Annotated in this window: 21 protein-coding genes and 1 pseudogene; 3 read left to right on the top strand and 19 right to left on the bottom strand. The window is 37.8% G+C overall.

Features of this window, described 5'->3' with window-relative positions:
• Positions 1 to 3: 3 nt before the first annotated feature.
• From AC1Q6O_RS11245 to ccpN, 8 genes are all read right to left on the bottom strand, one after another.
• Positions 4 to 1,125, bottom strand: a complete 1,122-nt coding sequence (locus AC1Q6O_RS11245) for a Nif3-like dinuclear metal center hexameric protein (RefSeq protein WP_239354963.1) — start codon at positions 1,123 to 1,125, stop codon at positions 4 to 6.
• Position 1,126: 1 nt separating this feature from the next.
• Positions 1,127 to 1,819: a tRNA (adenine(22)-N(1))-methyltransferase gene (locus tag AC1Q6O_RS11240; protein ID WP_090002539.1), complete on the bottom strand. Its 693-nt coding sequence runs from the start codon at positions 1,817 to 1,819 to the stop codon at positions 1,127 to 1,129.
• Positions 1,820 to 1,983: 164 nt separating this feature from the next.
• The gene (cccA, locus tag AC1Q6O_RS11235) at positions 1,984 to 2,343 is read right to left on the bottom strand and encodes a cytochrome c550 (protein ID WP_008178451.1); all 360 of its coding nucleotides are present in this window, start codon (positions 2,341 to 2,343) and stop codon (positions 1,984 to 1,986) included.
• Positions 2,344 to 2,645: 302 nt separating this feature from the next.
• A complete protein-coding gene (locus AC1Q6O_RS11230) occupies positions 2,646 to 3,173 on the bottom strand; it encodes a hypothetical protein (protein ID WP_492401214.1) in 528 nt (175 codons plus the stop codon).
• A gap of 271 nt (positions 3,174 to 3,444) precedes the next feature.
• Positions 3,445 to 4,572, bottom strand: a complete 1,128-nt coding sequence (gene rpoD / locus AC1Q6O_RS11225; RefSeq protein WP_004227165.1) for an RNA polymerase sigma factor RpoD — start codon at positions 4,570 to 4,572, stop codon at positions 3,445 to 3,447.
• 32 nt (positions 4,573 to 4,604) lie between these two features.
• A complete protein-coding gene (gene dnaG / locus AC1Q6O_RS11220; protein WP_170844115.1) occupies positions 4,605 to 6,440 on the bottom strand; it encodes a DNA primase in 1,836 nt (611 codons plus the stop codon).
• Between the two features lie 206 nt (positions 6,441 to 6,646).
• A complete protein-coding gene (locus AC1Q6O_RS11215; RefSeq protein WP_008178459.1) occupies positions 6,647 to 7,459 on the bottom strand; it encodes a pyruvate, water dikinase regulatory protein in 813 nt (270 codons plus the stop codon).
• 17 nt (positions 7,460 to 7,476) lie between these two features.
• Entirely contained in the window at positions 7,477 to 8,109 is a 633-nt protein-coding gene (gene ccpN, locus AC1Q6O_RS11210) for a transcriptional regulator CcpN (protein WP_008178461.1), read from the bottom strand.
• A gap of 820 nt (positions 8,110 to 8,929) precedes the next feature.
• On the opposite strand from ccpN, the gene AC1Q6O_RS11205 reads away from it, so the two are divergent.
• Together AC1Q6O_RS11205 and AC1Q6O_RS11200 are read left to right on the top strand one after the other, a co-directional pair.
• Complete coding sequence (locus AC1Q6O_RS11205; protein WP_492401210.1) at positions 8,930 to 10,981, top strand: serine hydrolase domain-containing protein; 2,052 nt, start codon at positions 8,930 to 8,932, stop codon at positions 10,979 to 10,981.
• A 555-nt stretch (positions 10,982 to 11,536) separates the two neighbouring features.
• Positions 11,537 to 12,922: a glycine--tRNA ligase gene (locus AC1Q6O_RS11200; protein WP_043990484.1), complete on the top strand. Its 1,386-nt coding sequence runs from the start codon at positions 11,537 to 11,539 to the stop codon at positions 12,920 to 12,922.
• 47 nt (positions 12,923 to 12,969) lie between these two features.
• On the opposite strand, the gene AC1Q6O_RS11195 is transcribed toward AC1Q6O_RS11200, so the two are convergent.
• Positions 12,970 to 14,688 (bottom strand): HD-GYP domain-containing protein, encoded by a 1,719-nt coding sequence (locus tag AC1Q6O_RS11195; RefSeq protein ID WP_492401208.1) that lies wholly within the window; start codon positions 14,686 to 14,688, stop codon positions 12,970 to 12,972.
• A gap of 764 nt (positions 14,689 to 15,452) precedes the next feature.
• Here AC1Q6O_RS11195 and AC1Q6O_RS11190 point away from each other — a divergent pair.
• Complete coding sequence (locus AC1Q6O_RS11190; protein WP_174804740.1) at positions 15,453 to 15,611, top strand: hypothetical protein; 159 nt, start codon at positions 15,453 to 15,455, stop codon at positions 15,609 to 15,611.
• 70 nt (positions 15,612 to 15,681) lie between these two features.
• Here the strand turns inward: AC1Q6O_RS11190 and AC1Q6O_RS11185 are convergent.
• The 10 genes and pseudogenes from AC1Q6O_RS11185 to AC1Q6O_RS11140 form a co-directional block, all read right to left on the bottom strand.
• A pseudogene (locus AC1Q6O_RS11185) lies at positions 15,682 to 16,515 on the bottom strand (IS3 family transposase); the annotation flags it as partial.
• Positions 16,514 to 16,636: a hypothetical protein gene (locus AC1Q6O_RS11180; RefSeq protein WP_492401245.1), complete on the bottom strand. Its 123-nt coding sequence runs from the start codon at positions 16,634 to 16,636 to the stop codon at positions 16,514 to 16,516. The gene AC1Q6O_RS11180 and the pseudogene AC1Q6O_RS11185, both read right to left, overlap by 2 nt.
• A gap of 120 nt (positions 16,637 to 16,756) precedes the next feature.
• Entirely contained in the window at positions 16,757 to 17,545 is a 789-nt protein-coding gene (gene recO, locus AC1Q6O_RS11175; protein ID WP_090002542.1) for a DNA repair protein RecO, read from the bottom strand.
• 155 nt (positions 17,546 to 17,700) lie between these two features.
• A complete protein-coding gene (gene era / locus AC1Q6O_RS11170) occupies positions 17,701 to 18,618 on the bottom strand; it encodes a GTPase Era (protein ID WP_089986147.1) in 918 nt (305 codons plus the stop codon).
• Complete coding sequence (locus AC1Q6O_RS11165; RefSeq protein WP_008179431.1) at positions 18,605 to 19,018, bottom strand: cytidine deaminase; 414 nt, start codon at positions 19,016 to 19,018, stop codon at positions 18,605 to 18,607. Before AC1Q6O_RS11165 ends, era begins: the two co-directional genes overlap by 14 nt.
• A gap of 65 nt (positions 19,019 to 19,083) precedes the next feature.
• Entirely contained in the window at positions 19,084 to 19,434 is a 351-nt protein-coding gene (locus tag AC1Q6O_RS11160; protein ID WP_008179433.1) for a diacylglycerol kinase family protein, read from the bottom strand.
• Positions 19,435 to 19,908, bottom strand: a complete 474-nt coding sequence (gene ybeY, locus AC1Q6O_RS11155; protein WP_089986148.1) for an rRNA maturation RNase YbeY — start codon at positions 19,906 to 19,908, stop codon at positions 19,435 to 19,437. It lies immediately after the preceding gene.
• 8 nt (positions 19,909 to 19,916) lie between these two features.
• The gene (locus tag AC1Q6O_RS11150; RefSeq protein ID WP_008179437.1) at positions 19,917 to 22,037 is read right to left on the bottom strand and encodes an HD family phosphohydrolase; all 2,121 of its coding nucleotides are present in this window, start codon (positions 22,035 to 22,037) and stop codon (positions 19,917 to 19,919) included.
• 213 nt (positions 22,038 to 22,250) lie between these two features.
• Positions 22,251 to 23,207, bottom strand: coding sequence for a PhoH family protein (locus AC1Q6O_RS11145; RefSeq protein WP_008179439.1), 957 nt, complete (start codon positions 23,205 to 23,207; stop codon positions 22,251 to 22,253).
• Between the two features lie 2 nt (positions 23,208 to 23,209).
• Complete coding sequence (locus AC1Q6O_RS11140) at positions 23,210 to 24,322, bottom strand: sporulation protein YqfD (RefSeq protein ID WP_090002544.1); 1,113 nt, start codon at positions 24,320 to 24,322, stop codon at positions 23,210 to 23,212.
• Position 24,323 lies beyond the last annotated feature (1 nt).

Raw genomic sequence — 24,323 nt, 5'->3', positions numbered from 1 at the left:
CGCTTAAACAAATAAAAATGGTTCTGTATGGATGGTCGATTGTACAAATTCAACCACATATTTTTTATCCGCACATAGCTTCGTCATTTTCTCCGCTACTCCTGCAATCATCACTTTTTCTACATGATGACCAGGGTCTACAATTTGCAGATCCATCGCTTGAGCATCCTGTGCTGTATGGAAGTACATATCACCCGTTAAAAAAACATCTGCTCCTGCACGTTTCGCTGCATAAATATACTTATTACCATCTCCACCAACAAGCGCAACCTTCTTAATCTTCGACTGTAAATCACCTACGACACGAACCGCTGGAACCTTTAACTGCTGCTTCACGAACTCTGCGAATTGTTGCAAGGTCATTTCCTTAGCTAAGTGACCTACACGCCCTAATCCCATTTTATTCGTTTGCTGTTCAAGACGAATGACATCATAGGCTGGCTCTTCATACGGATGACTAGTAAGCATTGCCTTTAAAACACGGTTTTTCATTGATTCAGGAAATACGACTTCTACCTTTACTTCCTCTTCAACATGTAATTCACCAACTGACCCAACAAATGGCTTGGCACCTGCTAACGCACGGAAACGTCCTTCACCAGCAGTTGTATAACTACATGCTTCATATTCTCCAATGCGCCCTGCTCCAGCCTTTGCTAGCGTCTCGCGTAAATCCTCAGCATTTGCAGACGGGATAAAAACAGCAAGCTTTAAAAGATGTTCTGAGTACGTTTCTTCTAGTATTGTACGGTCCTGTAGTTGAAGCGCATCTGCTAATAAATCATTAACTCCACCTTCAGCTACATCTAAATTTGTATGCGCCGCATAAACAGCGATATCATGTTTAATGAGCTTTTCATATAAGCGCCCTGCTGGATCGTCTGTACGAATATTCGCTAGACGTCTAAAAATTGGAGGATGATGTGCAATGATCAGCTCACATCCTTTTTCAATGGCCTCATTCGCAACAGCTTCATTGACATCTAAAGTGACTAATACTTTGCTAACAGGTTTATTGAGTGTACCAATCGCTAAACCGATTGGATCATTCTCCATGCAAGCTAGTTTTTTAGGCGACCATGATTCAAATACTTGAATAATTTCTTGACCATTTACCGACTTCATTTTACAAAACTCCTTCTACTAATTGAATAAGAGCCAATAACTCTGCACGTTTTTCTTCAATTTCAGGTGTTTGTTCTGCATCTTTTATGGATTGTAACACACGTTGCCAATTTTCTTTTTCCCGCGTCCATTTTTTTATAAATGCCGGTGCTTTACGGGTACTTAATTTAGGACCAAATAAAATCTCTGTTGGCGAAAGCTCCATTTGTGCTCTTTGCAACACAAGAATTTCATAGATTTTATCATCTTCCTCTAAAATTTCTTCATCGAGAATAGCCCAATTATGTGCTAAAGCCCACTCACGGATTACCTTGGCATGAATATTCGGTTGTAAAATGAGACGTGTGACACCTTGCAGTTTTTCAGGATGCTTCTCTAAAATAGATACAATTAAGGGACCGCCCATTCCAGCGATCGTTACTGTATCGACATGGTCGGTTAATTCTATTGCTGCTAATCCATCTGCTAGACGTACCGTAATTTCTTTGTTTAATCCTTCTTTTTGTACTTGTCCCACTGCTGATTCATAGGGTCCTGCTACTACTTCCCCTGCTATCGCTGAAGAAGCTATTCCTTGATGAATTAAATAGCAAGGCAGATAGGCATGGTCACTACCTATATCCGCTACTACCGCTCCTGTGGGAACAAATTTTGCTACCATTTCTAATCGTTTCGAAAGTTTTTGTGCGTTCATTTTATACCGCCTACCTTAAATAGAGTCCATTACTAGTATGGATGATGTCGTGAAAAAAAACAAATGGAGTTGTCTCACAGTATTCATGTGGACAACCCCATTTCATGATTCTTTACATTTAAAAAGTAGCTGTACTATTTCAGTACAGCTACTTGTCAGTCATACTATTCTAAAGTAGAAATGTATTCAGCAATAGCTTTTGCTTCTGCTTCAGTTTTCATGTTTGGTTGCATTGGAGTACCTTCGATACCCTTTGTTAAAACTTCAACGATATGGGCTTCATCTAAGCCATGTAGGTTTGGACCCATACTACCAGTTAAATCACCACCGTGACAACCAATACAAGATTGTACTAGAGCTGCACCATCATCATTTGCGTCTGTAGTTTCAGTAGTTTCGCCACCGCCCTCATGTTCAGCAGCAATTTCTTTCTTGTTATCTGCACCTTGTAAAGACATGAAGAAAATAAGACCAATACCAAATGCCAGAATTAAGATGTAAGGAACGACTGGATTGTTTTTCATAAGTTTCCCCTCCTCATTTTAAGTCTACTTCTATTATAATATAGAATCAGTCAACATCTAATATTGTACTTCATTAACAAAGAAACGAAAAGCCCTATTCGCTAAGTTGTCCTTTGTTTGTAACAAATTCGACATTTCTGTATCTATTGGATAAAATATGTCTTGCCAAACCAAATTTTGGGCAATTTCACAACTTTTTTTCATACTGTTATCATACCCTTTACATACATTCATATACCAAAAAAATAAAAAATCCGCACACATGATATAAAGTGTGCAGATCATTTATAAGGGTCAAAAAATTACAATAAGTTTATGATATAATAGCCAATCAGTGCTAGTAATCCTAAAACACCGGAGACTGTGAAATAGAGTAGCTTCATTTTAATACCTGACCAAAGCCAAATAAGACAATTGGATGCAATCAAGCAAAATAAAACGATATTATCTCCACTAAAATATGTAGTGCACACACGGATAGATATACTAAATAATAGGATGGCGGCAAGTAAATGAAATATAGGAGCTAATAGATGTTTTTTTTGCGCCATTTGGAACGCAGCGATAAATAATATGCATGCACCTATACCTACGACAACGGTTAAAATCAGTGTTAATGCTTTTATTGTAAAATAGATAGCTAAAACAGCTATTATAGCGATACATAGACTTGCTACCAAAAGAAGCATCTTTCTTTTTTCAGATGGCAAGATTGCTTGTTTAGGATCTTGAACCGGTTCTAACTCCTCTATATCAGCCCCCTCTGTATAAAGAGCTGCTAAAAAGTCACAATAGTGCTCTGGTAATAGCTTATTTTGCTTCCAAAACAAAATTTCATTTAGAATAATTTTTTTCCGGGGATTCGTCATCATGTTAACTCCAAACATTGCTTAATAATGGTTGCATTACAATTTTATCTCACAGCCTTCGGAAATACATCTGTATAAAGTCGCAAATCTCTCATTCCCTTCATTCTAATTATCTATTATTAGCGGAAACAAGATTGGGGAATAACGGGGCTATTTACCTTTTCAATGGTATAAAAAAGGAGCGATCCAACTAGGTATTTTCACACTAGTAGGATCGCTCCATCTATTTAAATTATTCTAAGAAGTCTTTTAGACGTTTACTACGAGAAGGGTGGCGTAATTTTCTTAGAGCCTTCGCTTCAATTTGACGAATACGTTCACGTGTTACGCCAAAAACCTTACCTACCTCTTCTAAAGTTCTTGTACGACCATCATCTAAACCAAAACGTAAACGAAGTACGTTTTCTTCACGGTCTGTTAATGTATCAAGGACATCTTCTAGCTGTTCTTTTAACAATTCATAAGCTGCATGGTCAGATGGAGATTGTGCTTCAGAATCCTCGATAAAGTCTCCTAAATGGGAATCATCTTCTTCTCCTATCGGTGTTTCAAGAGATACTGGTTCTTGTGCAATTTTTAAAATTTCGCGTACTTTTTCTGGCGTTAAATCCATTTCTTCGCCAATTTCTTCTGGAGAAGGTTCTCGGCCAAGATCTTGTAAAAGTTGACGTTGTACACGTATTAATTTATTAATGGTTTCGACCATATGAACCGGAATACGAATTGTACGTGCTTGATCTGCAATGGCACGCGTAATAGCCTGACGAATCCACCATGTAGCGTACGTAGAGAATTTAAACCCTTTACGGTAATCAAATTTCTCAACGGCCTTAATAAGACCCATATTCCCCTCTTGAATTAAATCAAGGAATAGCATTCCACGACCTACATAACGTTTAGCGATAGATACTACCAGACGTAAGTTTGCTTCTGCAAGACGTTTACGTGCTTCTTCATCACCTTGCTCAATACGCTCAGCAAGTGCGATTTCTTGCTCTGCAGATAGTAAATCAACTCGACCGATTTCCTTTAAATACATACGCACAGGGTCATTGATTTTAACACCTGGTGGTACACTCAAATCATTTAAGTCGAAAGTCTCTTCGTTCGCTTCTTCTTTCATTAGACTTTCTTCTTCAAATTCTTCTTTTCCAATGATTTGAATGTCTTTATGCTTTTCAAGATCCTCAGCAAAATGGAAAATTTCTTCATTTTCCAATTCATAAGGTGTTAGTTTCTCTGAAATTTCTTTCATAGAAATTTCACCCTCTGTTTTTGCTTTTTCTTGTAGGAATTTTTTTGCATCATCTAATGTAATTTCTACTTCTATCTCTTTTGAACGTTCTGACTTGTCCGCCATAAACCTTCCTCCTTCTAAACAACCGAATCGGGTTAAATCGCCGATAACGATTTTCTTAAATGAATAATCTGTTGGGCGATTTCAAGTGCACGTGCATACTCATGCATCTTCTCCGCTTCCTTTGACTCATGCATCTTTTGATAAATTTCTTGCTCAATTCTATATTTTTGAAGCTGACGGATTGAGTCCACAACCTCTGCCTCTGCTTGATCAGGATCTCGCTCGACTAAAGCCGCTTCCATAACAATTTTCCGTAATTCAGCGTCATCCAAAATCTCCATAAAGCGTTGATAATCAGGATGACCATATTCCTCATAAAATCCTACTAAGCGAACAAAAACAGCCATATAAGCATCTCGAACAAATGGCTCTTTTTGCTCACTCCGTAATACCCTGTCCACTACATCTATATTATGAAGCATATGAGCCAGTAATAAACGTTCGGCACGTTCAGCAGCATCCATAGGCTTTTGTTGTTGCGTGACTGGCATTGAAGGCGTTTGTGTCGGCATTTCTGGTTTTGCAGAACGTACCTGATTCGCCTCCAGCTTTCGGAATTGGGCATAAATGGCTTCTTCCGAAATATTTGTTTCATTTGATAGCTGTCGTATATACAAATCTCGTTCAACTGGCGACGATCTACCTATGAGCTGTTCAAGGACTTCTTGTATATATTGAAGCGTATCATTTTCAAATTGAAAGTTCTTATTTCGTCTAGCATGCATCATCATAAAAGCAATATACGCATGAGGGTTTTCCAAAATTTGTTCCTTAAATGCTTGTCCGCCTAACGTGCGAATATATTCATCAGGGTCCAATTTTTCTGGTAAAACAGCAATATCAACTTTCATGCGCTCCGTATGCAAAAGCTGCGCCGCTCTTTTCGCTGCATCAAATCCAGCATTATCACCATCATAGCAAATCGTAATTTGCTCAACTAAGCGCTTAAGCTTTGTGATATGCTGATTTGTTAGCGAGGTACCCATTGTTGCTACGGCATTCATAACACCTACAGAGTTAGCTGCTAACACATCCATAAAACCTTCCATCAATACTACTTGACGATTTTTTCTGATAGAAGTTCGTGCTTTATCTAGGTTATAGAGCACTTCACTTTTCTGAAATATTGGTGATTCTGGACTATTTAAATATTTCGCTTCCTCACCCGTTGATGAAAGTATTCGTCCTGAGAAGGCAATAATTTTACCATTCTCATCTCGAATAGGGAACATGATCCTTCCTCTAAAACGATCAAAATAACGTTCTTCTCCCTCTCGCTTAATAATTAGCCCACTTTCCGCCATTTCTTGTAAGTTATAACCTTTTCTTTCAAGCAATATGGTTAGGGCGTCAAAGCTTGGGAGAGACCAACCGATGTTATTAGATTCTATAAGCTCCCTTGTAAATCCTCTTTCTAGCAAATAATTTAAAGGTTCTTCGCCATCCTCTGTATTTAACAGTAGATGGTGGAAAAAATCTGCTGTAAAAGCGTGTGCTTCTTTCATCCTTTCTTCCGCTTTAGAAATCTTTTTTGTTCCCCCGGGAAAACTTGGCTCAACATCTAAATGTATGCCAGCTCGTTCTCCAAGTTTCACAACTGCATCAGGAAAAGATATGCCTTCAATGTCCATTACAAAAGTAATGGCATTTCCCCCTGCACCACATCCAAAGCAATGGAATATTTGCTTGTCCGTTGATACAGAGAAAGACGGTGTTTGTTCTCCATGGAATGGACAGAGGCCAAACCAATTTCGCCCACGCTTGGTCAGCTGCATGTATTCACTAATAACATCAACGATATCCGATTGTGTACGAATCTGTTCAATTACTTCCTCTGGAATCTTCCCTGCCAAATCCATCATCACCATCTTTAATAATTACGTTCTAGAAACACAATTCGCTATTCGTTTTAAAATTCCTTTATTTCTCGACAAAAAATTAGGATTTTTCTCTTATAAATATTTTTACCACAATTTTATTATTATAAAACAAAAATTAGTTTTTATCTATACTAATTTCAAAATCCACTCAAAAAAACCGCCTCTATCACCGAGGTGGTTTATTTTCGTACAATTTATTTGCAAGTCAAAATATGTTCTATGATAGTATTTGCTGTCTCTTCCACAGCTTTATTAGTCACATCTATTACTCGACAGCCTATTTTGCCGACAATCTTTTCAAAATGTTGAATCTCTTCTAAAATACGATTATGTTGCGCATAGATGGCATCATCATTTAATCCAAGAGACATTAATCTTTCTTTCCTTATAGAATTTAACTTCTCAGGAGAGATGATTAACCCAAAACATTTTTTAGGGTCCAACTGTAATAGCTCTTCAGGTGGTTCTACTTCAGGAACTAAAGGAACATTCGCCACCTTATACTTTTTATGTGCTAAATATTGTGAAAGGGGCGTTTTAGATGTTCGGGATACGCCTACCAACACGATATCAGCTTGTAATAATCCACGGGGATCACGACCATCATCATATTTTACTGCAAATTCAATGGCTTCAATTTTTTTAAAATAATCATCGTCAAGCATATGAACAATTCCAGGTGTCTCCAATGGATTTTCTTCCATAAAGGTTGCCATTGATTGTAATGCAGGACCTATTATATCGACTGCATGTATCTTTTCCTGTTCACATAAATCACGTAATAGCTTTCGCATTTCTTGACGAACAAGTGTGTAAACAATAAATGCTTGTTGTTGTGCTGCAAGGAAAACAATCTTACGAATAAGCTCCTCCGATTGAATATGTGGAAATCGTCGGATAACAGTATTCTCTAGACCGGGTCGAAACTGGCTAATTACTGCTTTTGCAACTTGGTCGCCAGTTTCACCAACAGAGTCAGATACAACAAATACGCGTAGTCTTTTCATGCAGCTCTCCTTCAAATTTAGTCATTTTGCGCAAGAGATAAGAAAGCTCGTGTAATCGTTGTTTTTGTAAGACGGCCTATAATCGTCAAACCACCCTCTTGTGGTTCAACTACTGGTAGCGAATCAACTTCTCGTTCAATGAGCTTGTTCGCGGCAACAACCAAAGAATCTGATCTTTCACAGTACGAAATATTAGGCATACGTGTCATAATTATATGTACAGGAATTTTATTTAAATCCTGCGTGCCAATACTTGTACGCAGTAAATCTTTGCGAGATAGTACGCCTGTCAAAAACTCATTCTTATCTACGACAAAGAGTGTACCAACATCTTCTGAAAACATAAAGCAAATTGCATCATAAACCGTCATTGTTTCTGGGACAACTACAGGGCCTGAATGAAAATCCTTTACTTTTAAATTGTGAATACTATCCATCAATGTAACGGATGCCTTTTTCCCTGAATAGAAATAACCAACTCGTGGTCTTGCATCTAAAAATCCCGCCATCGTAAGGATCGCTAAATCTGGTCTTAAAGTCGCTCTAGTCAGATTGAGACGTTCTGCAATATGTTCCCCAGTAATAGGGCCGTTTTCTTTCACAATTTGTAAAATGTTTTCCTGACGTTTATTGAGTTCGATTGGACTCACCGCCTCAAATCTAATAGTGTTATACTTATGCTCAATTATTATATACTATAGAATGATAGGTATGCAAAGTATTACACTAATTCTATACAAAAGGTGTTATAATAATGCTTTGCATAATTAAAGCAGTATTTCAATTATACAACATACTGCATATAATAGCAGTAATCTGTATTAAGTTATGGCGGATATGTGTAGAGGATTTTAGATTAAGGGTAATTTCTTTAATTTGTATTTTTGTCATGAAGGCTACACGACTTGTTGAATCGCTTATAAACGAGCATCATCAATCATGCTATTAACACTATTCGTATTCCTCTGGAAGTTCTAAAATCAATTATCAAAAGCCTTTACGGCCGGTTGTTGAACACTTCAAATTGTCCAAGCCAATATTCTTTATACTACGGCTCTCATGCAAGGATTCTTGCTGAGGAGAAGTAGTATTTTTTGGTTCTCCATAATAGTTCAAATGACTATCATTGCTTCATTGGAGTAACATCATACAAAATAAAAAGGTATCGTAAAAACAGGTCGTATTTTAAACGAATAAATTAAATGTATTGAAAAAACCTCCTCCACTTTGCATCTAAGCTGATATAAAAGCACCTCTTCCGAAATTCACATTGTCGACTGTAACATTTTTTCACTTGTTCATACTCTGTTCATACTATCGTCACTGGCAGTACATCTCCGTTGTATAAGCTTTCCTTAGGACCCGTTAAGAGGTCCCATTAACAGCTAATGAAAGGAGAAGATTTAAATGATAATGAGAAAGGCAATTAAAATGAGGATGGGCACTAAAACATCAATCCTTGTAATCCTCATGCTAACTATACTAGCCCCCACGTCTACAATGGCCACAACTGCCGTCAATAACAGTGGTAGTCTTACATTTGAGGCGACCAAAGAAGTAGGCATAGAAAAAGCTAAGCTCCTAACTGAAACGTACGGCGCTACAAGTTTGCAATACGCACTCATCGATGATGGAGAAATTGTCATTTCAGGGCATGCTGGCAAAAACGATTTAAATGGCAATAGACCGTTTACTGCTAATACAATGTACGGTATAGGTTCTACGAGCAAAATGATGCTCACAGCGGCTGTTATGAAGCTTGTCGACGAAGGTAAGGTAGAGTTGGATTTGCCCGTAGTGAACTATATACCTGATTTTAAGATGAAAGACGACCGTTACAAACAAATTACACCTCGTATGCTCCTGAATCATTCCTCTGGCCTGCTAGGAACTTCGTCGCTAAATACCTTTTTATATGACGATAACGATTCATATGCATATGATTCTTTGCTAGAGCATTTAGCCACTCAAAACTTAAAGGCTGATCCGGGAGCATTTTCGGTTTACTGTAACGATGGTTTTACGTTAGCTGAAATTCTAATAGAACGAGTAAGTGGTATGAGCTTCACCGCATTTATCAGCAAGTATTTGACAGAGCCTCTAGAAATGAGCCATACGAAAACACCGAAGAATCTAGTGGATTCTTCAAAACTAGCGGGGATCTACTCCCCTGCCTTTAACGGACAACTACCTGCAGAAAATACTAACATTATTGCTACGGGCGGCATATACTCCACAGCTGAAGATCTCGTTAAATTCTCACAAATATTCACAGGACAGGTGAGTGATATTCTTACTCGTGAATCAGTAGAAGCCATGGCACAAGATGAGTATAAAAGAGGCATGTGGCCTGAGGAAGCTGATCCATCTTTCGTCGCTTACGGGCTAGGCTGGGATAGTGTACGCTTGTTCCCATTCAGTGAATATGGCATCAAGGCACTTACGAAAGGTGGAGATACATTATCTTATCATTCTTCATTAGTTGTACTTCCGGAATACAACATGGCTGCGGCTGTTGTCTCCTCAGGAGGTCAAAGCTTATTAGATCAACTGTTAGCTAATGAAATTCTGCTTAGTGCACTTCAGGAAAAAGGGATTATTCATGAACAGAAGCCGAAAAAGTCCCATGGCGTGCCTATAAAGGCTAAAATGCCACAGGAGTTATCGCAGCATGCAGGTATTTATGGTGGTATTTCAAGTGCGTTAATGAAGGTAGAAATTAATTCTCATGGTGAATTGTCTGTATCTATGCTTACGGTTCCTAATAACCCTATCCAAACGTATTCATATACAGCAGATGGTTCATTTGTGAACAAGGAAGGGACAGAAAAGATAAAGTTCATAGAGGAGAAAAATGGACACACCTATTTATGGTCCAGCTTGTATTTTAATGTACCGGGTCTTCCCCAAACAGCTGTCTCAGAGTATAAAGCTGAAAAGCTAGAAGCCAATATCTTAACGAAAGACATAGCTTCCGTATGGGAGAAACGTGAAGGGGAAAAATATTATTTGATGAATGAAAAATATTCATCGATGCTCTACACTAATTCTGCACCAACTGTAACAATTGATACGATTAAAGATGTTCCAGGCTATTTGTTAACTAATAAAATTATTGGAGCAAACCAAGCAGTTAACCAGCTACAAATCCCTGGCATGGCTGGTCGAGATACTATGGAAATTGAATTTTTCAAGAAAAATGGAGTGGAATATTTTACAGTAGCAGGAGGTTTATACGGTCACGAGGAGCTTGTAAAACCGCTCTACCCCGGCAAACAATCTGTCACAACGATCCAAGCGGACGGCCATGCTAAATGGTTTTCAGTACCAACAAATGCAAAAGAAAAAATCATGACAGTTAAAATGCCGTCCAATGGCTCCTTTGCTGTATACGACCAAGCAGGTAATTGCGTGAACTATACTGTCGTTAGTGGTATAAACGAAGTCTTATTACCAGAAAACGGTAGAGTTGTATTTGCAGGAGAAGTAGACGCCAAATTTGAGATTTCATTAAAAAAATAAATGTCCGCTTATCTAAAAAACTGTCCTTCAGTCATTATTGACCGTATGGGACAGCTTTTTGGGAGGACTAGAAAAAGCCCCAAACAATATTTAGCTAAAATTCACAGTCCCCTCGTGTGACGAGGCTGTTGACCGTCAAAACTGGTTTATGGCCTTCTGAACATCATATGTTCTCTATACAGTTTAAAAATGATTGCGAATCAATGAATTACGTGCTACAATGTTGACACATACGCTGGCTCTATTTATATTTTCGAGCAAATTGCGTTATACAGGCGATGATGGGAAAAAAGTATCTGTTCCATTCAAGAGCGAGTAGAAGATGGTGAAAGTCTACATAGCAACAGAGAAAAGGCACTCCTTGAGCTAACTTTTTGAAAAGAGGTTTTAAACGTTTTGTTTAAAACAATCAGGGTGGAACCGCGGGTATTAGCACTCGTCCCTGGGCATACATTGTGCCCGGAGACGGGTGCTATTTTCATTTAGTCAACACTGAATGAAAAGCTTTAGCGTTTTACCGCTAAAAAGGTGAAAAATTTTGAAGGAGGCTATTTTATGGCTAACAAATCAATGGAAACAATTGTATCATTAGCAAAACACCGAGGCTTTGTCTTCCCAGGCTCAGAAATCTACGGTGGTCTAGCAAACACTTGGGATTACGGTCCACTTGGTGTTGAATTAAAAAACAATATTAAAAAAGCTTGGTGGCAAAAATTCGTTCAGGAATCAGAGCACAATGTTGGTATCGATGCTGCCATCTTAATGAACCCAAAAGCTTGGGTGGCTTCTGGTCACGTTGGGAACTTTAATGATCCAATGATCGACTGTAAATCATGTAAGGCTCGCCATCGCGCTGATAAAATCATTGAAGACGCAGCGTTAGCAAAAGGTGATGAAATCATTGTTGATGGTATGACATTTGATCAAATGAAAGAAACAATGATTAAATACGATGTAGTTTGCCCTGATTGTGGAAAAGATGATTTCACAGATATTCGCCAATTCAACCTAATGTTTAAAACATTCCAAGGTGTAACAGAGTCTTCTACAAACGAGATTTTCTTACGTCCAGAAACAGCACAAGGTATTTTCGTAAACTTTAAAAATGTTCAACGCTCTATGCGTAAACGTACTCCTTTTGGTATTGCACAAGTTGGTAAATCTTTCCGAAACGAAATTACACCAGGTAACTTTACTTTCCGTACACGTGAATTCGAACAAATGGAACTTGAATTCTTCTGTAAGCCAGGCGAGGATCTTGAATGGCACTCTTATTGGAAAGAATTCTGTAAAAATTGGTTATTAAACCTAGGCATGAAAGAAGATTCTATGCGTCTTCGCGATCACGAGGATGATGAGCTGTCTCACTACTCTAACGCGACAACGGATATCGAATTTAAATTCCCATTTGGCTGGGGAGAGCTTTGGGGTATCGCTGACCGTACAGATTATGATTTGAAACAACATATGGAGCATTCAGGTGAAGATTTCACTTATATTGATCCTGTTTCAAATGAACGTTATATTCCTTATTGTATCGAACCATCTTTAGGGGCTGACCGTGTGACATTAGCATTCCTATGCGATGCCTATGATGAAGAGGAGTTGGAAGGTGACGATAAACGTACTGTTTTACGTTTCCACCCAGCAATTGCACCATTTAAAGCCGCTGTTCTACCTCTTTCTAAAAAATTATCTGATGAAGCTACAGACGTTTGGGCTGAACTTCGCAAAGCGTTCCCTGTTGATTTTGATGAATCACAATCAATCGGTAAACGTTACCGTCGCCAAGATGAAATCGGTACACCATTCTGTATCACATACGATTTTGACTCAAAAGAAGATGGCCAAGTGACAGTACGTCACCGCGATTCTATGACACAAGTTCGTATGCCAATTTCAGAAGTTAAAGCCTATATTGAAAAACATCTTCAATTTTAATAGTTAAAATAAAGAGGGGGGTCGCCATTACTGGCAACTCCCTCTTCTTATGCTTTGTAAGTTGAAAATAAACGCTCTTGCATTTTTTCCTCAAATGAAAACTTTTTCACACTCATACCTATTAAGCTAACAAGTAATTCCTCTATATCGGCTAATGAATAATAGAGAAAGGCCCCTTCTCGCATTGGACGAACTCGCTTTTCAACGGTTTGTTCATCTTCAATAAAATAAGCGACATTGACATCACAATGCCCCATTAGCTGTGTAATACGTTGATCATCACCTGGATTAATGAAGAAAGGCACAATTTTATCAATATACAGAATGCTTTGCACAAGCTTAATGAAGAAGTTTTCACGAAGGGTTGTTTCCACAACTAGAATGGTCGTTTTTTCATGCTGATAATCCATATACAGAACGTTTAATTGTTCTTCTAATAATTTCTTTAAAATAGTAATAGAATTTCTATATTTCGTCATATCCGTTTGTATTTCTCTCGTTAACAGACGTAATATGCGAAAAGCTGGTAAAAATATTCTTAGGACAATTTCTTTCGGGTGTAAATGATCTATTAATTTACTAAAATGCATTCTTAGATTATTTTCATCACATCTGATTAATTGCTCCACGAATAGGTTAAAAATCTCTTCAAAGCTATTTGCACGATAATCAATCATTTTGGCTATTTTAACACTATAGTTCAAGGGTAGGTTCATTGATGTTTGCTCATCTAGTAATTTCACCTTGGGCAATGTAGGAAATAAATCGTAAACAAGCTCTACTTGTGCACTACGATTATCAGATAGCATCACAACAGAGTTAACGGGATAGATGCCTAAACATTCTACAAATTTATGCATGAATTTTTCGTTATATAAATGCCGGTCCTTGTATAAAACAGCTAACGCATCCGTTGCTCCATAACCATCGTGATAAACTCGCTTAGACGTCATCGCAGAATACACATCAATAATTTGTAGCAACTGTACTCCTTCACTCATATCATCCGCACAAAGCTGATTAGGATAACCTTTCCCAGCAAAGCGCTCATGATGGTCTCGCGCTAAATAGGCGATATCTTCCTCTTCATTTTCGATAAGCAGCTCATAGCCCTTTGTTGTGTGTGTTTTAACAATTTCAAACTCATCTTCTGAGAGCTTACGCTTTAAATTTAAAATTTCTTGGGGGATAAAGACCTTCCCAATATCATGGAACAAATAACCTCTTGCTAATGTTTCGATATCTGTTAACCCCAAATATCTAGCAAAAATGGTTCCTAATACAAATACATCAAATGAATGGACAAAAGAATACTCATCCCATTCCTTTAAACGCATAAGTAACTCATAGCGATGTTTTTCTTCTAAAATTTTTTCAAAAACACCGCGAACATAAGCGGTATCTTGTATGCTTTTTAAAATTTGACCATAACGCAATTCATGGACAACATTCTCTAGAGTTGTCATAAAAAGTTGATGGACGGTTTCTTTATAGTCATCGATTGGATCTTTTTCCTCCATTAGTGGTGAAAATAAATCCTCGTATTCTCTCGTTCGCTGAGCACTTAAATCATGGACAATTCGAACTGAATCCGATGGTAGATAGACAGATAATTCATCTACTTTTCGAAGTTTAAGTAAAGCAATAATTCGCTCCGTTAAAACTAAATCCTTCTTAGCTAATAAACGATAATCTGAAAAGATATCTTCCGCTAAAATATCATCCACTTCAACTTCACGAATACTTAAGGTTACTTTTCGTAGCATATTTTTGCCACATACGCTATGTACTAAGCACTATGTGACTCCCTCCTTCTTCCATAGGACTGCGTTATTCTGATAAACGTATAAAAATACGCTTTGCTGATAGAGGCTTGTTTTCTATTTCATAGGCATGTCAGATCTATATTAAGTACATTTATTTCGACAGGGGATTAAACGACTAAATTATATTAAAAAAATATAAATAAGAATATCTATATCACTTACAATATCATAGGTTAAAATACCTTTTCAACTAGTATATGGGACTCGAGTGATTAGTTTCTACTATTTATACATTGAAAACTACATAAAAACACAAGACTATTCTCACAATAATTCATTTTTAGAAAAACAATAAAACGAAAAATTAAGTTATATAGACTCATAAATAAAATTTATAAATTTAATATTTAATATAAAAAACTAAATTCATGTAAAAATTTTATTTTGTAAAAATTGAAATTTTATTCATTTACAACACAATTTAATAGGAACACCAGGAGGTTCAAGACTTTGAGGTCACATTACCAATTACATCATACAAAGGTTATAGTTCCCTCTATTATCCTTAATAAAATTTCTATATAAATTAGGTATTTTAGCTATCCATTTCACAAAGTCCATATCATTCATGCTAGAAAATTTTACATACTATTATTTGGGGTATATGGTTGAGGTCTCAGCGTTTATTCTAACTAGCAATAGCATCAGCACAGTAACATTTTGTTATTGCTAGTCAATTTAGCAGGATTATATGATGGACATTTATGGTAATACTGAACCTACTCACATGGGATGAAAATGAGGATATGTCAGAGGCTATCATAATTCATCCCTTAGCTGAAGGGGCAGGAAAATTAGTGATAACTGGATTTTCAGATGATTCAGAGGACTTCCTAAAAATTTTAGTACATGTAAAAATATAAATGGGAATTAGATCATAAAAAAAGCCAGAGGAATGTTATGATCTGACCCAAAAAAGTTAGACATATTTAGTTAAGCAGCTGCTAAGACCTGAGTTCGGTACTCCACCGGGCTTAGGTCTTTTAATTTTTCTTTCATTCGTTTGTGATTGTAATAGTGAATATAGTCTTTGAGTTCCTGTTTAAAATGTGCCATGGATTCAAATTCTTGTAGATACAGGAGTTCAGATTTTAATAAGCCAAAGAAATTTTCGATGACTGCGTTGTCCAAACAATTACCCTTACGGTACATACTCTGCGTAATACCATGTTGCTTTAATGTTTGTTGATACTTTTTCATTTGATAATGCCAACCTTGATCTGAATGAAGAATAACTTGATCACTTGATTCAAGGCGCTCCAATGCTTGTTCTAACATATTATGGACTAGTTTATACACTGGACGCTTCATAACCGAGTATGCAATGATTTCGCCATTACATAGATCAAGGACGGGTGATAAATAGCGTTTCTCACCAAATAGATGGAACTCTGTCACGTCTGTTACCCATTTCTCGTTCATTTTTTCCGCTGTAAAATCTCGTTGTAATATGTTTGGGACAATTTTTCCGATGTTACCTTTATACGAACGATATTTCTTCATGCGGAATTCACACTTTATGCCAATGGCATTCATCAAGCAGTTAATCGTTTTTGGATCGTGATGAATACCGATTTTTTTTAGTTCTTTGGTGATCCGACGACAACCATAACGTCCCTTATGTTCATGATAAATGGACTGAATTGCGATTTTCACATCAGCGTATTTATCATGACGATTCAAACGCTTTTTCCAGTAACAATACGTACTACGTGGAATATCAGCGACTTTGATTAATTCCACTACTTCATAGATTTCCTTTAGTTCAGTCAGCTGAATAGTTTGTATAGGACGTTAATAAAGTCTCTACGCCATTTTTTTGATAACGGCGAACCCATTCACTGACAACCTCTGCTGTCACACCGATATCTTTCGCAATTTCAAGCATGGTTTCATTTCCATTTAAATATCGTTGAACTGATTGAATACGTTGTTCAACACTTACTTTTGCCATAAAAAAACCCCCGTAAAAGTTAGATTGATGTCTAACTTTTACGGGGCAGTTCAGTTAAGGTTCTTCTGGCTTTTCTTCGTTCACAGTGCGTATTTGTAATTCAGGGGTTCTCTCTAACTGCTCGATGAACTTTCTCGTCTTAAAACGAATTCCGGTTTGTTCTTCATAGATTGTTGTTATAATTTTTTTTATAAAATATTTCGTTTCCTTTTTTAATTCAATTTTCCCGATTTGATCGATGGGAACTGTATAGAACATACGAATAAGCTTAAGTTGTGTCGGCGTTAGGCGAATAATATAGGGATCATGCTGATAACAACGATGGCATAAAAAACCACCTTGTGCAAAGGAAAAAGCAAATTCCCCATCTACAGCCCCACATGCGGCACAGGCGTGTAATATAGGCTGGACTCCTGTATAGGGTAGCATCTTCCATTCAGCAAAGAGTGTGATGGATTCAGGATCATAGCCATCCTCTATCGCTTGGAGCGCTTGCAGCAGGACATCAAAGGCGAAAGGCTCTGGTTTTCCCTCTTCTACGACCCGCTCCACAAGTTCCATAATATAGCTAGCATAGGCAGTAGCTATGATATCCTCACGAATATGGCGCATTGAATTCAAATGCTCCCCTTGTTGCAATGTCCCCATACCAGTATGGTGTTGTACCATAAACATGCCATATGTAAAAGGCTGTGTGACCGACGCTAATCTACTAGAAGGCTTTTTCGCACCTCTTGCCATGGTTGCTACCTTCCCTGCCTCCCGCGTAAGCAACGTAACAATTTTATTAGATTCACCATAAGCGCGTACTTTTAAAACAATTCCTTCCCATTTATGAAGCATAGTCCCCCTCCTTTCCTATAAACTGTCCATGAAAATAGAGCTCTCCAAAATATTTTGGACAGCTCAAAGTAAAATCTATATGACCGAGGGCATTCACACCGCCAATGCTGTAGACCTTAGTTTTTTGACGGTGTTACCCTAGTCAGCAAAGCATCTTAATACTCATCGTCACGGAAGCCGAAATCACGTAAATGTGTTGATTTATTACGCCAATCTTTTTGGACTTTTACCCATAGTTCTAAATAGACTTTAGAACCTAATAGCATTTCGATATCCTTTCGTGCACGTGTCCCTACTTCTTTTAATAGGGCACCACGTTTACCAATGACAATACCTTTTTGAGAATCACGTTCAACCATTATAGTGGCTGAGACATGAATTTTATCATTGTTTTCCTCATCTCGACGGATTTTATCAATAACAACCGCAATGGAATGTGGAATTTCTTCGCGCGTTAAATGTAATACTTTTTCACGAATAAGCTCAGAAATGATGAAACGCTCTGGATGATCCGTTACTTGGTCAGCTGGGTAATATTGTGGCCCATCTGGTAAATATTTCGACAACGTGTCCAATAAGCTTTCTACGTTATTGCCTTGTAACGCTGAGATAGGAATAATTTCAGCAAATTCATAGCGTTCCTTATAGCTTTCGATAATTCCAAGTAATTCATCTGGATGAATCTGATCGATTTTATTAATAACAAGGAATACTGGCGTCGAATTTCCCGCCAACATTTCTAGTATAAATTCATCGCCTTTGCCAAGCTTCTGCTCAGCATTCACCATGAATAAAATCACGTCCACTTCACGCAATGTATTTTTGGCAACTTTTAACATAAAATCACCAAGTTTATGTTTTGGCTTATGGATACCTGGTGTATCAATAAAAATCATTTGGCTATCTGTTGATGTCAGTACACCTTGTACTTTATTTCGTGTTGTTTGTGGTTTATCACTCATGATCGCAATTTTTTGGCCAATGACACGATTCAAAAATGTCGATTTACCAACATTGGGACGACCAATAATAGAGATAAAGCCTGACTTATAGCCACTTCTAGTTTCCAGCATTCTCTAAATCCTCCGTTGTAAATGCAAACGGTAATAATTCGCCCACTGACGTTACCGTAACATCACCTTTTAAATTCGTTAAATAAACAGGCATCGTCGGTGCGCAAAATTCCATCATCACCTGACGACATGCTCCACATGGTGCGCATGGGCCTTCTGTATCTGCAACAATAGCAATAGCCTCGAATTCATAAGTACCTTCTGACACAGCCTTGAAAAATGCTGTACGCTCAGCACAATTCGTCATACTATAGCCTGCATTTTCAATATTACAACCGTGAATAACTTCTCCGGCCTTCGTTAAAAGAGCTGCTCCTACTTTAAATTTTGAGTATGGAACATATGCTTTTTCACGCGCTTTTTTAGATTCCTCTAGTAATGCATGCATATCAATTGTCATCTATCATATTTCTCCCTCACGTTAGTATAATACAGTTAATTTTTCATATCAGATACTCACTTCGATTACAACCATTTTGGTAAGAAGATAAGTAATCCGATTATAGCACTGAATAGCGCAAATACAAGCACAGCACCTGCTGCGATATCTTTTGCCTGCTTGGCGAGTGGGTGAAGGTTCGGCGATGCCAAATCCACTACTCTTTCAATAGCTGTATTAATCATTTCCAATGCAAACATAAGTGCTATTAATAGTAGCACAATATACCATTCCGTTCGAGACAAACCTGTAAAATAACCAGCCAGTATGACAATGACTGCACTCACAATATGTGATCTTAAATTTTGTTCTTTACTTGCAGTTATAATGCCTTCAAACGCATAGCCAAATGATCGCAAGTATTTACGCAAATCCATTTAATCTCGTCCTAAACCAAAAGTTTGTAATATTTCATCTTGTTTTGTAAACATCACTTTTTCCTCTTCAGGCTCCATATGGTCATAACCGAGTAAATGTAAAAAGCCATGGACAGCTAAAAAACCCAATTCTCTTTCAAAGGAGTGAGTGTATTCCTCAGCTTGCTCTTTTGCACGATCTGTCGAAATAATAATATCGCCTAGTATACGGGGCATTCCTTCAAAAGTTACAGTCATTTCACCTTCACCTAGTTCCTCCAATGCAAAGGAAATGACATCGGTTGGTTGATCTTTCCCGCGATACTCGCGATTTATATCTTGAATCGTGTCATTTGTGACAAACGTCACAGAAACCTCTGTTTCTGGCTCGATGTTTTCTACACTCGCTGCATGTTGCAAAAGCTTTTCTACAAGCTCTATATGTTGTGCCGCCACTTCATTTGTTTCATCTGTAAAATCAATTGTTAAAATCATAGATCCTCCTACTTATCTGCCTTTGGATATTCAATACGTGAATGGAAAATCCCGTTCAACGTTTCGCAAAGTACTCTCTCTATACATTTTAACTCTTTTATTGAAATATCGCATTCATCAAACTGGTTATCTTGTACTCGATCGTCAATAATAGCTCGTACTAGCTTATGAATTTTCTCAGCATTCGGCTCTTTCATTGAACGTACTGCTGCCTCTACACTATCTGCCACACTTATAACCGCTGCTTCCTTCGTTTGCGGTTTTGGGCCAGGATATCTAAACGTAGCCTCATCAAAGGATTTCCCTTGCTCTTTCGCTTTAAACAAGAAAAATTTTAACAAACTTGTCCCATGATGCTGCAACGCAATATCAATAATTTCCTGAGGCATTTTATAGCGTCTTAACATGTCTGCACCGTCAGTTGTATGAGCAATGATAATTTCTGCACTTGTTTCAGGAGGCAAAGAATCGTGCGGATTAATGCCTGACATCTGATTTTCAATGAAGAAAGCTGGTCTCTTTGTTTTTCCGATATCATGATAGTAGCACCCTACACGAGCTAGTAACCCATCTGCTCCTATTTCTTCACAGGCAGCTTCAGCTAAGTTTGCGACCATCACACTATGATGATATGTTCCTGGTGCTTCCATTAGTAATTTTTTTAATAATGGATGATTTGGATTGGATAGCTCAATTAAACGTAATGACGATAATAAACTAAATGCTGACTCAAAGAATGGTAAAAGACCCATTGTCAACGCACCAGAAAGCAATGCAGATAACATAGCCGCTACAAAGTAAAACACTAATTCTGGTAAACCATAGGATGATTGTGTCATTAATAAATAGAAGGCGATAAAAGCCATATTTACAAGAGAAATAACCGCAACTGCCTGTAAAATATGGGACCGCTTCTCAACACTACGCAAAAAGAATAAACTTGCAAACCCTCCGAAAATGATATAAAGCGTAATTTCCATTTGCATAACGGATGAATAGCCTTCTTGAAAAATAACGCCAGCCGAAGCAGCAGTCATAACTGTAACAAGCACTGCTGCTTTATCATCTGCCAATAGACGGACAAGCATCGTAGCCAATGCTGTTGGGAAAAGGAAGGCAATGGTCACATCAAATCCGCCAGAAACTAAGCTAATAAATTTCATTAGCAAGATGGACAAACTATAAACAATCACTGTTACCAATAATGCATTTCGTTTTTTTCGTTCGTTAGCCTCCCAACGCTCGAATAAAATATACATAAACACCATTTGGAGCAGTGTTAAAATTATGAGTCCTGCAATTGGTTTTAAGGAAGCTTGATTACTAATCATCCCTAAAAGCTCTAATTGTCGAAATGCCTCTTTATCAATAATCTGGCCTTCCTGCACAATAATTTGACCTTGTAAAATTCTTGTAGGCTCTACACTTTCCTTCGCTTGTTCTTTTCTTATTTTCGTTTGCTCTTCGTTAACGGTTTCATTTTCAATGATGCTTGTACGGCCAATTAAAACAACCGTATTGAATATTTTATCTGGATACCCTCTTTGTCCTCGAATTTTCGTCTCAAAGTCATTTTGAGCAACAAAGACATTTTCAGGTCGAATGGATTTTTGTAAGTATTCCTCTACGGTTTTGGATAATTGGATACTTGTTCTATTTAAATCCTCATCGCTCTGCACTAAAAGTCCTTCTAGCTGTGAATCCGTGAAGATGAGTGGCATTTGATCTTCATCAAGCGATTCAAATTTTTTGCGAAGCTGCCCTACTTGATCGGCAATTGCAATAGGTTCCTTACTATTTGCCACATCCTTTTTTACCTCAAGTACATAATCAAATAACGATGTGACAATCGCTGCTCTTTGCTTGGCGACATCCTCCGAAAATTGATAGACCGGGCCTACTGCAGTTGCGGCTTTTTCCCGCTCTTGCTGTGTCTTGTAGGTATCTTCTATTGTTTTAGTAGATCGTACGGTTTCAGGGGCTAACTGTAAAGGTTTGAAATCATATGTAACTCCTTTAACATTGCCATACATCAATCCAAATTGTAGGCATCCTGTTAAAATGAGAATGATGATAATAAAATAGCGAAAACCGATAAGCTCTGTAAATTTTCGAAGTTGTTTCTCCATCTGGCACCTCCTCTATCTACCTTCTATCATACCAATTCAACATACATTTTTCTCGAAAAATGTATAAGAAAGCAAAAAACAGCTATACAAATTCGTATAGCTGTCACATTTTTTTCCATATTTTAATCATTCACATTTACAGGGCAGACTTGTTTAACCCTGTTGCCCCTGTCGCTTCGCTTTCGGGGCAGACTTTAGAAAGGCTTTGCCATTCTAAAGTTGCTGTTCTTCGTAGGCTTGGATGATTTTGGCTACTATTGGGTGACGGACAACATCCCCCTGTTCTAGCACTTGGAAATGGATTGATTTTACATATTTTAATGTACGTTCTGCTACAATTAAGCCAGACTCCGTATTTTTAGGCAAATCGATTTGTGTTTTATCACCTGTAATTACCATTTTCGAACCGAAGCCTAATCGTGTTAAAAACATTTTCATTTGTTGATGAGTTGTATTTTGTGCTTCATCTAAAATAACGAAAGCATCATCTAATGTACGGCCACGCATATAAGCCAATGGAGCAATTTCAATCGTTCCTCGTTCAATCAATCGTTGGGTCTGTTCAGACCCGTAGATGTCGTTTAAGGCGTCATAGAGAGGTCTTAAATAAGGATCTACCTTTTCCTTTAAATCACCAGGAAGGAAGCCTAGAGACTCTCCTGCTTCAACAGCGGGACGAGTTAAAATAATGCGCTTGACATGCCCATTTTTAAGTGCCTGCGTTGCCATGACTACCGCTAAATACGTTTTCCCAGTACCGGCTGGACCTATACCAAAAACAACGTCTTTATGACGGATTGCTTGTATGTATTCTCGTTGACCAATTGTTTTTGCACGAATTGGTTTACCTTTTGTCGTGCGTGCTATTTCTTCATCATAAAGTTCTGCGAAATATTCAATGGTACCTTTTTGAGTCATTTCAATAGCTGTAGATACATCACGTTGATCAATATTAATACCTTTGCGAATGACCTTCAATAATGCATGCAGCAGATATGTTGCCTGTTCCTTAGCACTTTCTTCACCCGCAAGTTGAATTTGTTCACCACGGGTAATGATATGAACATTAAGTGCTTCCTCAACCAGCTTCATATTTGCATCGGAAATTCCGAGTAGCATAACCGCTTCGTTTGGATTATCCACTTGTAATACAGTTAACTGTTCTGACATAATCATTCTCCTTGTAGGCCATGTATTGGACTTGCAATGTTTTCATTGACTAAAAATAGAACTTTCCCTTCAACTGTACCATTACCCCACTTTGCCTGTAAAAGGTTTTCTTTTTTGATGATGGATTTAGCAGGTAACGAACGTATTACTTTTTCATGCAGGAGTGGGATGAGTAAAGTCTCAATTTTCGATTCATCAAGCTCCACCTGCATCGTTTTCGTTTGCTGTTCCTCCACAATTGACACATAAGGGTCTAGCCAATTCGGTAAATCCTTTTTTTGCACATAATCAACTTTTTCTTGATGAATACCTTTCACCAATACTCGCCATTGCTTTTGTTGCAAGGTTTCCATTGTAATTTTTGTAGGAATTTTAAAAGTACATTCTAGCCAATAGTCTGCATAAACCTCGCCCTTTGCGCCAACAAAGACATGATTTGTTCCACTTTCAATCACACCACTAACAAGAACATCCCCCTCATAGGCTGTATCATTTACTGAAATTTTCCGCTCCCCATTTTGGATATCAAAGTGAGTAATAATACCGCTTTTCGTTGCTACTAATTGCGATGCCAATTTTTCATTTGTCTGCTTCGTTTGTTTAGGTGACTCCTGTGGTCTTAGTACCACGCGTCCTCCATTTTTTTCAATATGCACCCAAGAAAGTTCTCGATGCTGTTCTAGTAGCTTTTGGCGTATAACAGTATTAGAAGGTAAATTTTTTTTAGAAAGTGGTGTTTCTATTTGAAATGTATCATGAAAGGTTTTACCTAAGCGCTGCTCCAATTCAGGTGTCGCGGCTTCAATGTCTACTTTCCAAATCACTTGCGCACCAATTATTGGGATGGCAATCATTAAAGCCAAACCAATCAAAGTCCAAACCTGAGCTCGGAAAACTTGCAGCTCATCCGCATAAAAAACAGCCATTTTCAAATGAAAGCCTCTTCGTATACGGCGAATTTTTGGTAAATGATGCATCGTTGTTTCAAACGAAACCTCTTGTTCTCTAAAGACAACACGCTTTAATGGAACATGTTGTGCGTGCAATGCTTGAATAAAAGGATGAACATTTTCATGGCGCTTTATACGTATAATGATTGGCCGATTATTCCACATT

It is taken from the genome of Lysinibacillus sp. GW823-FHT06C08 (assembly GCF_058795135.1).
This window is presented reverse-complemented; position numbering and strand designations above follow the sequence as displayed.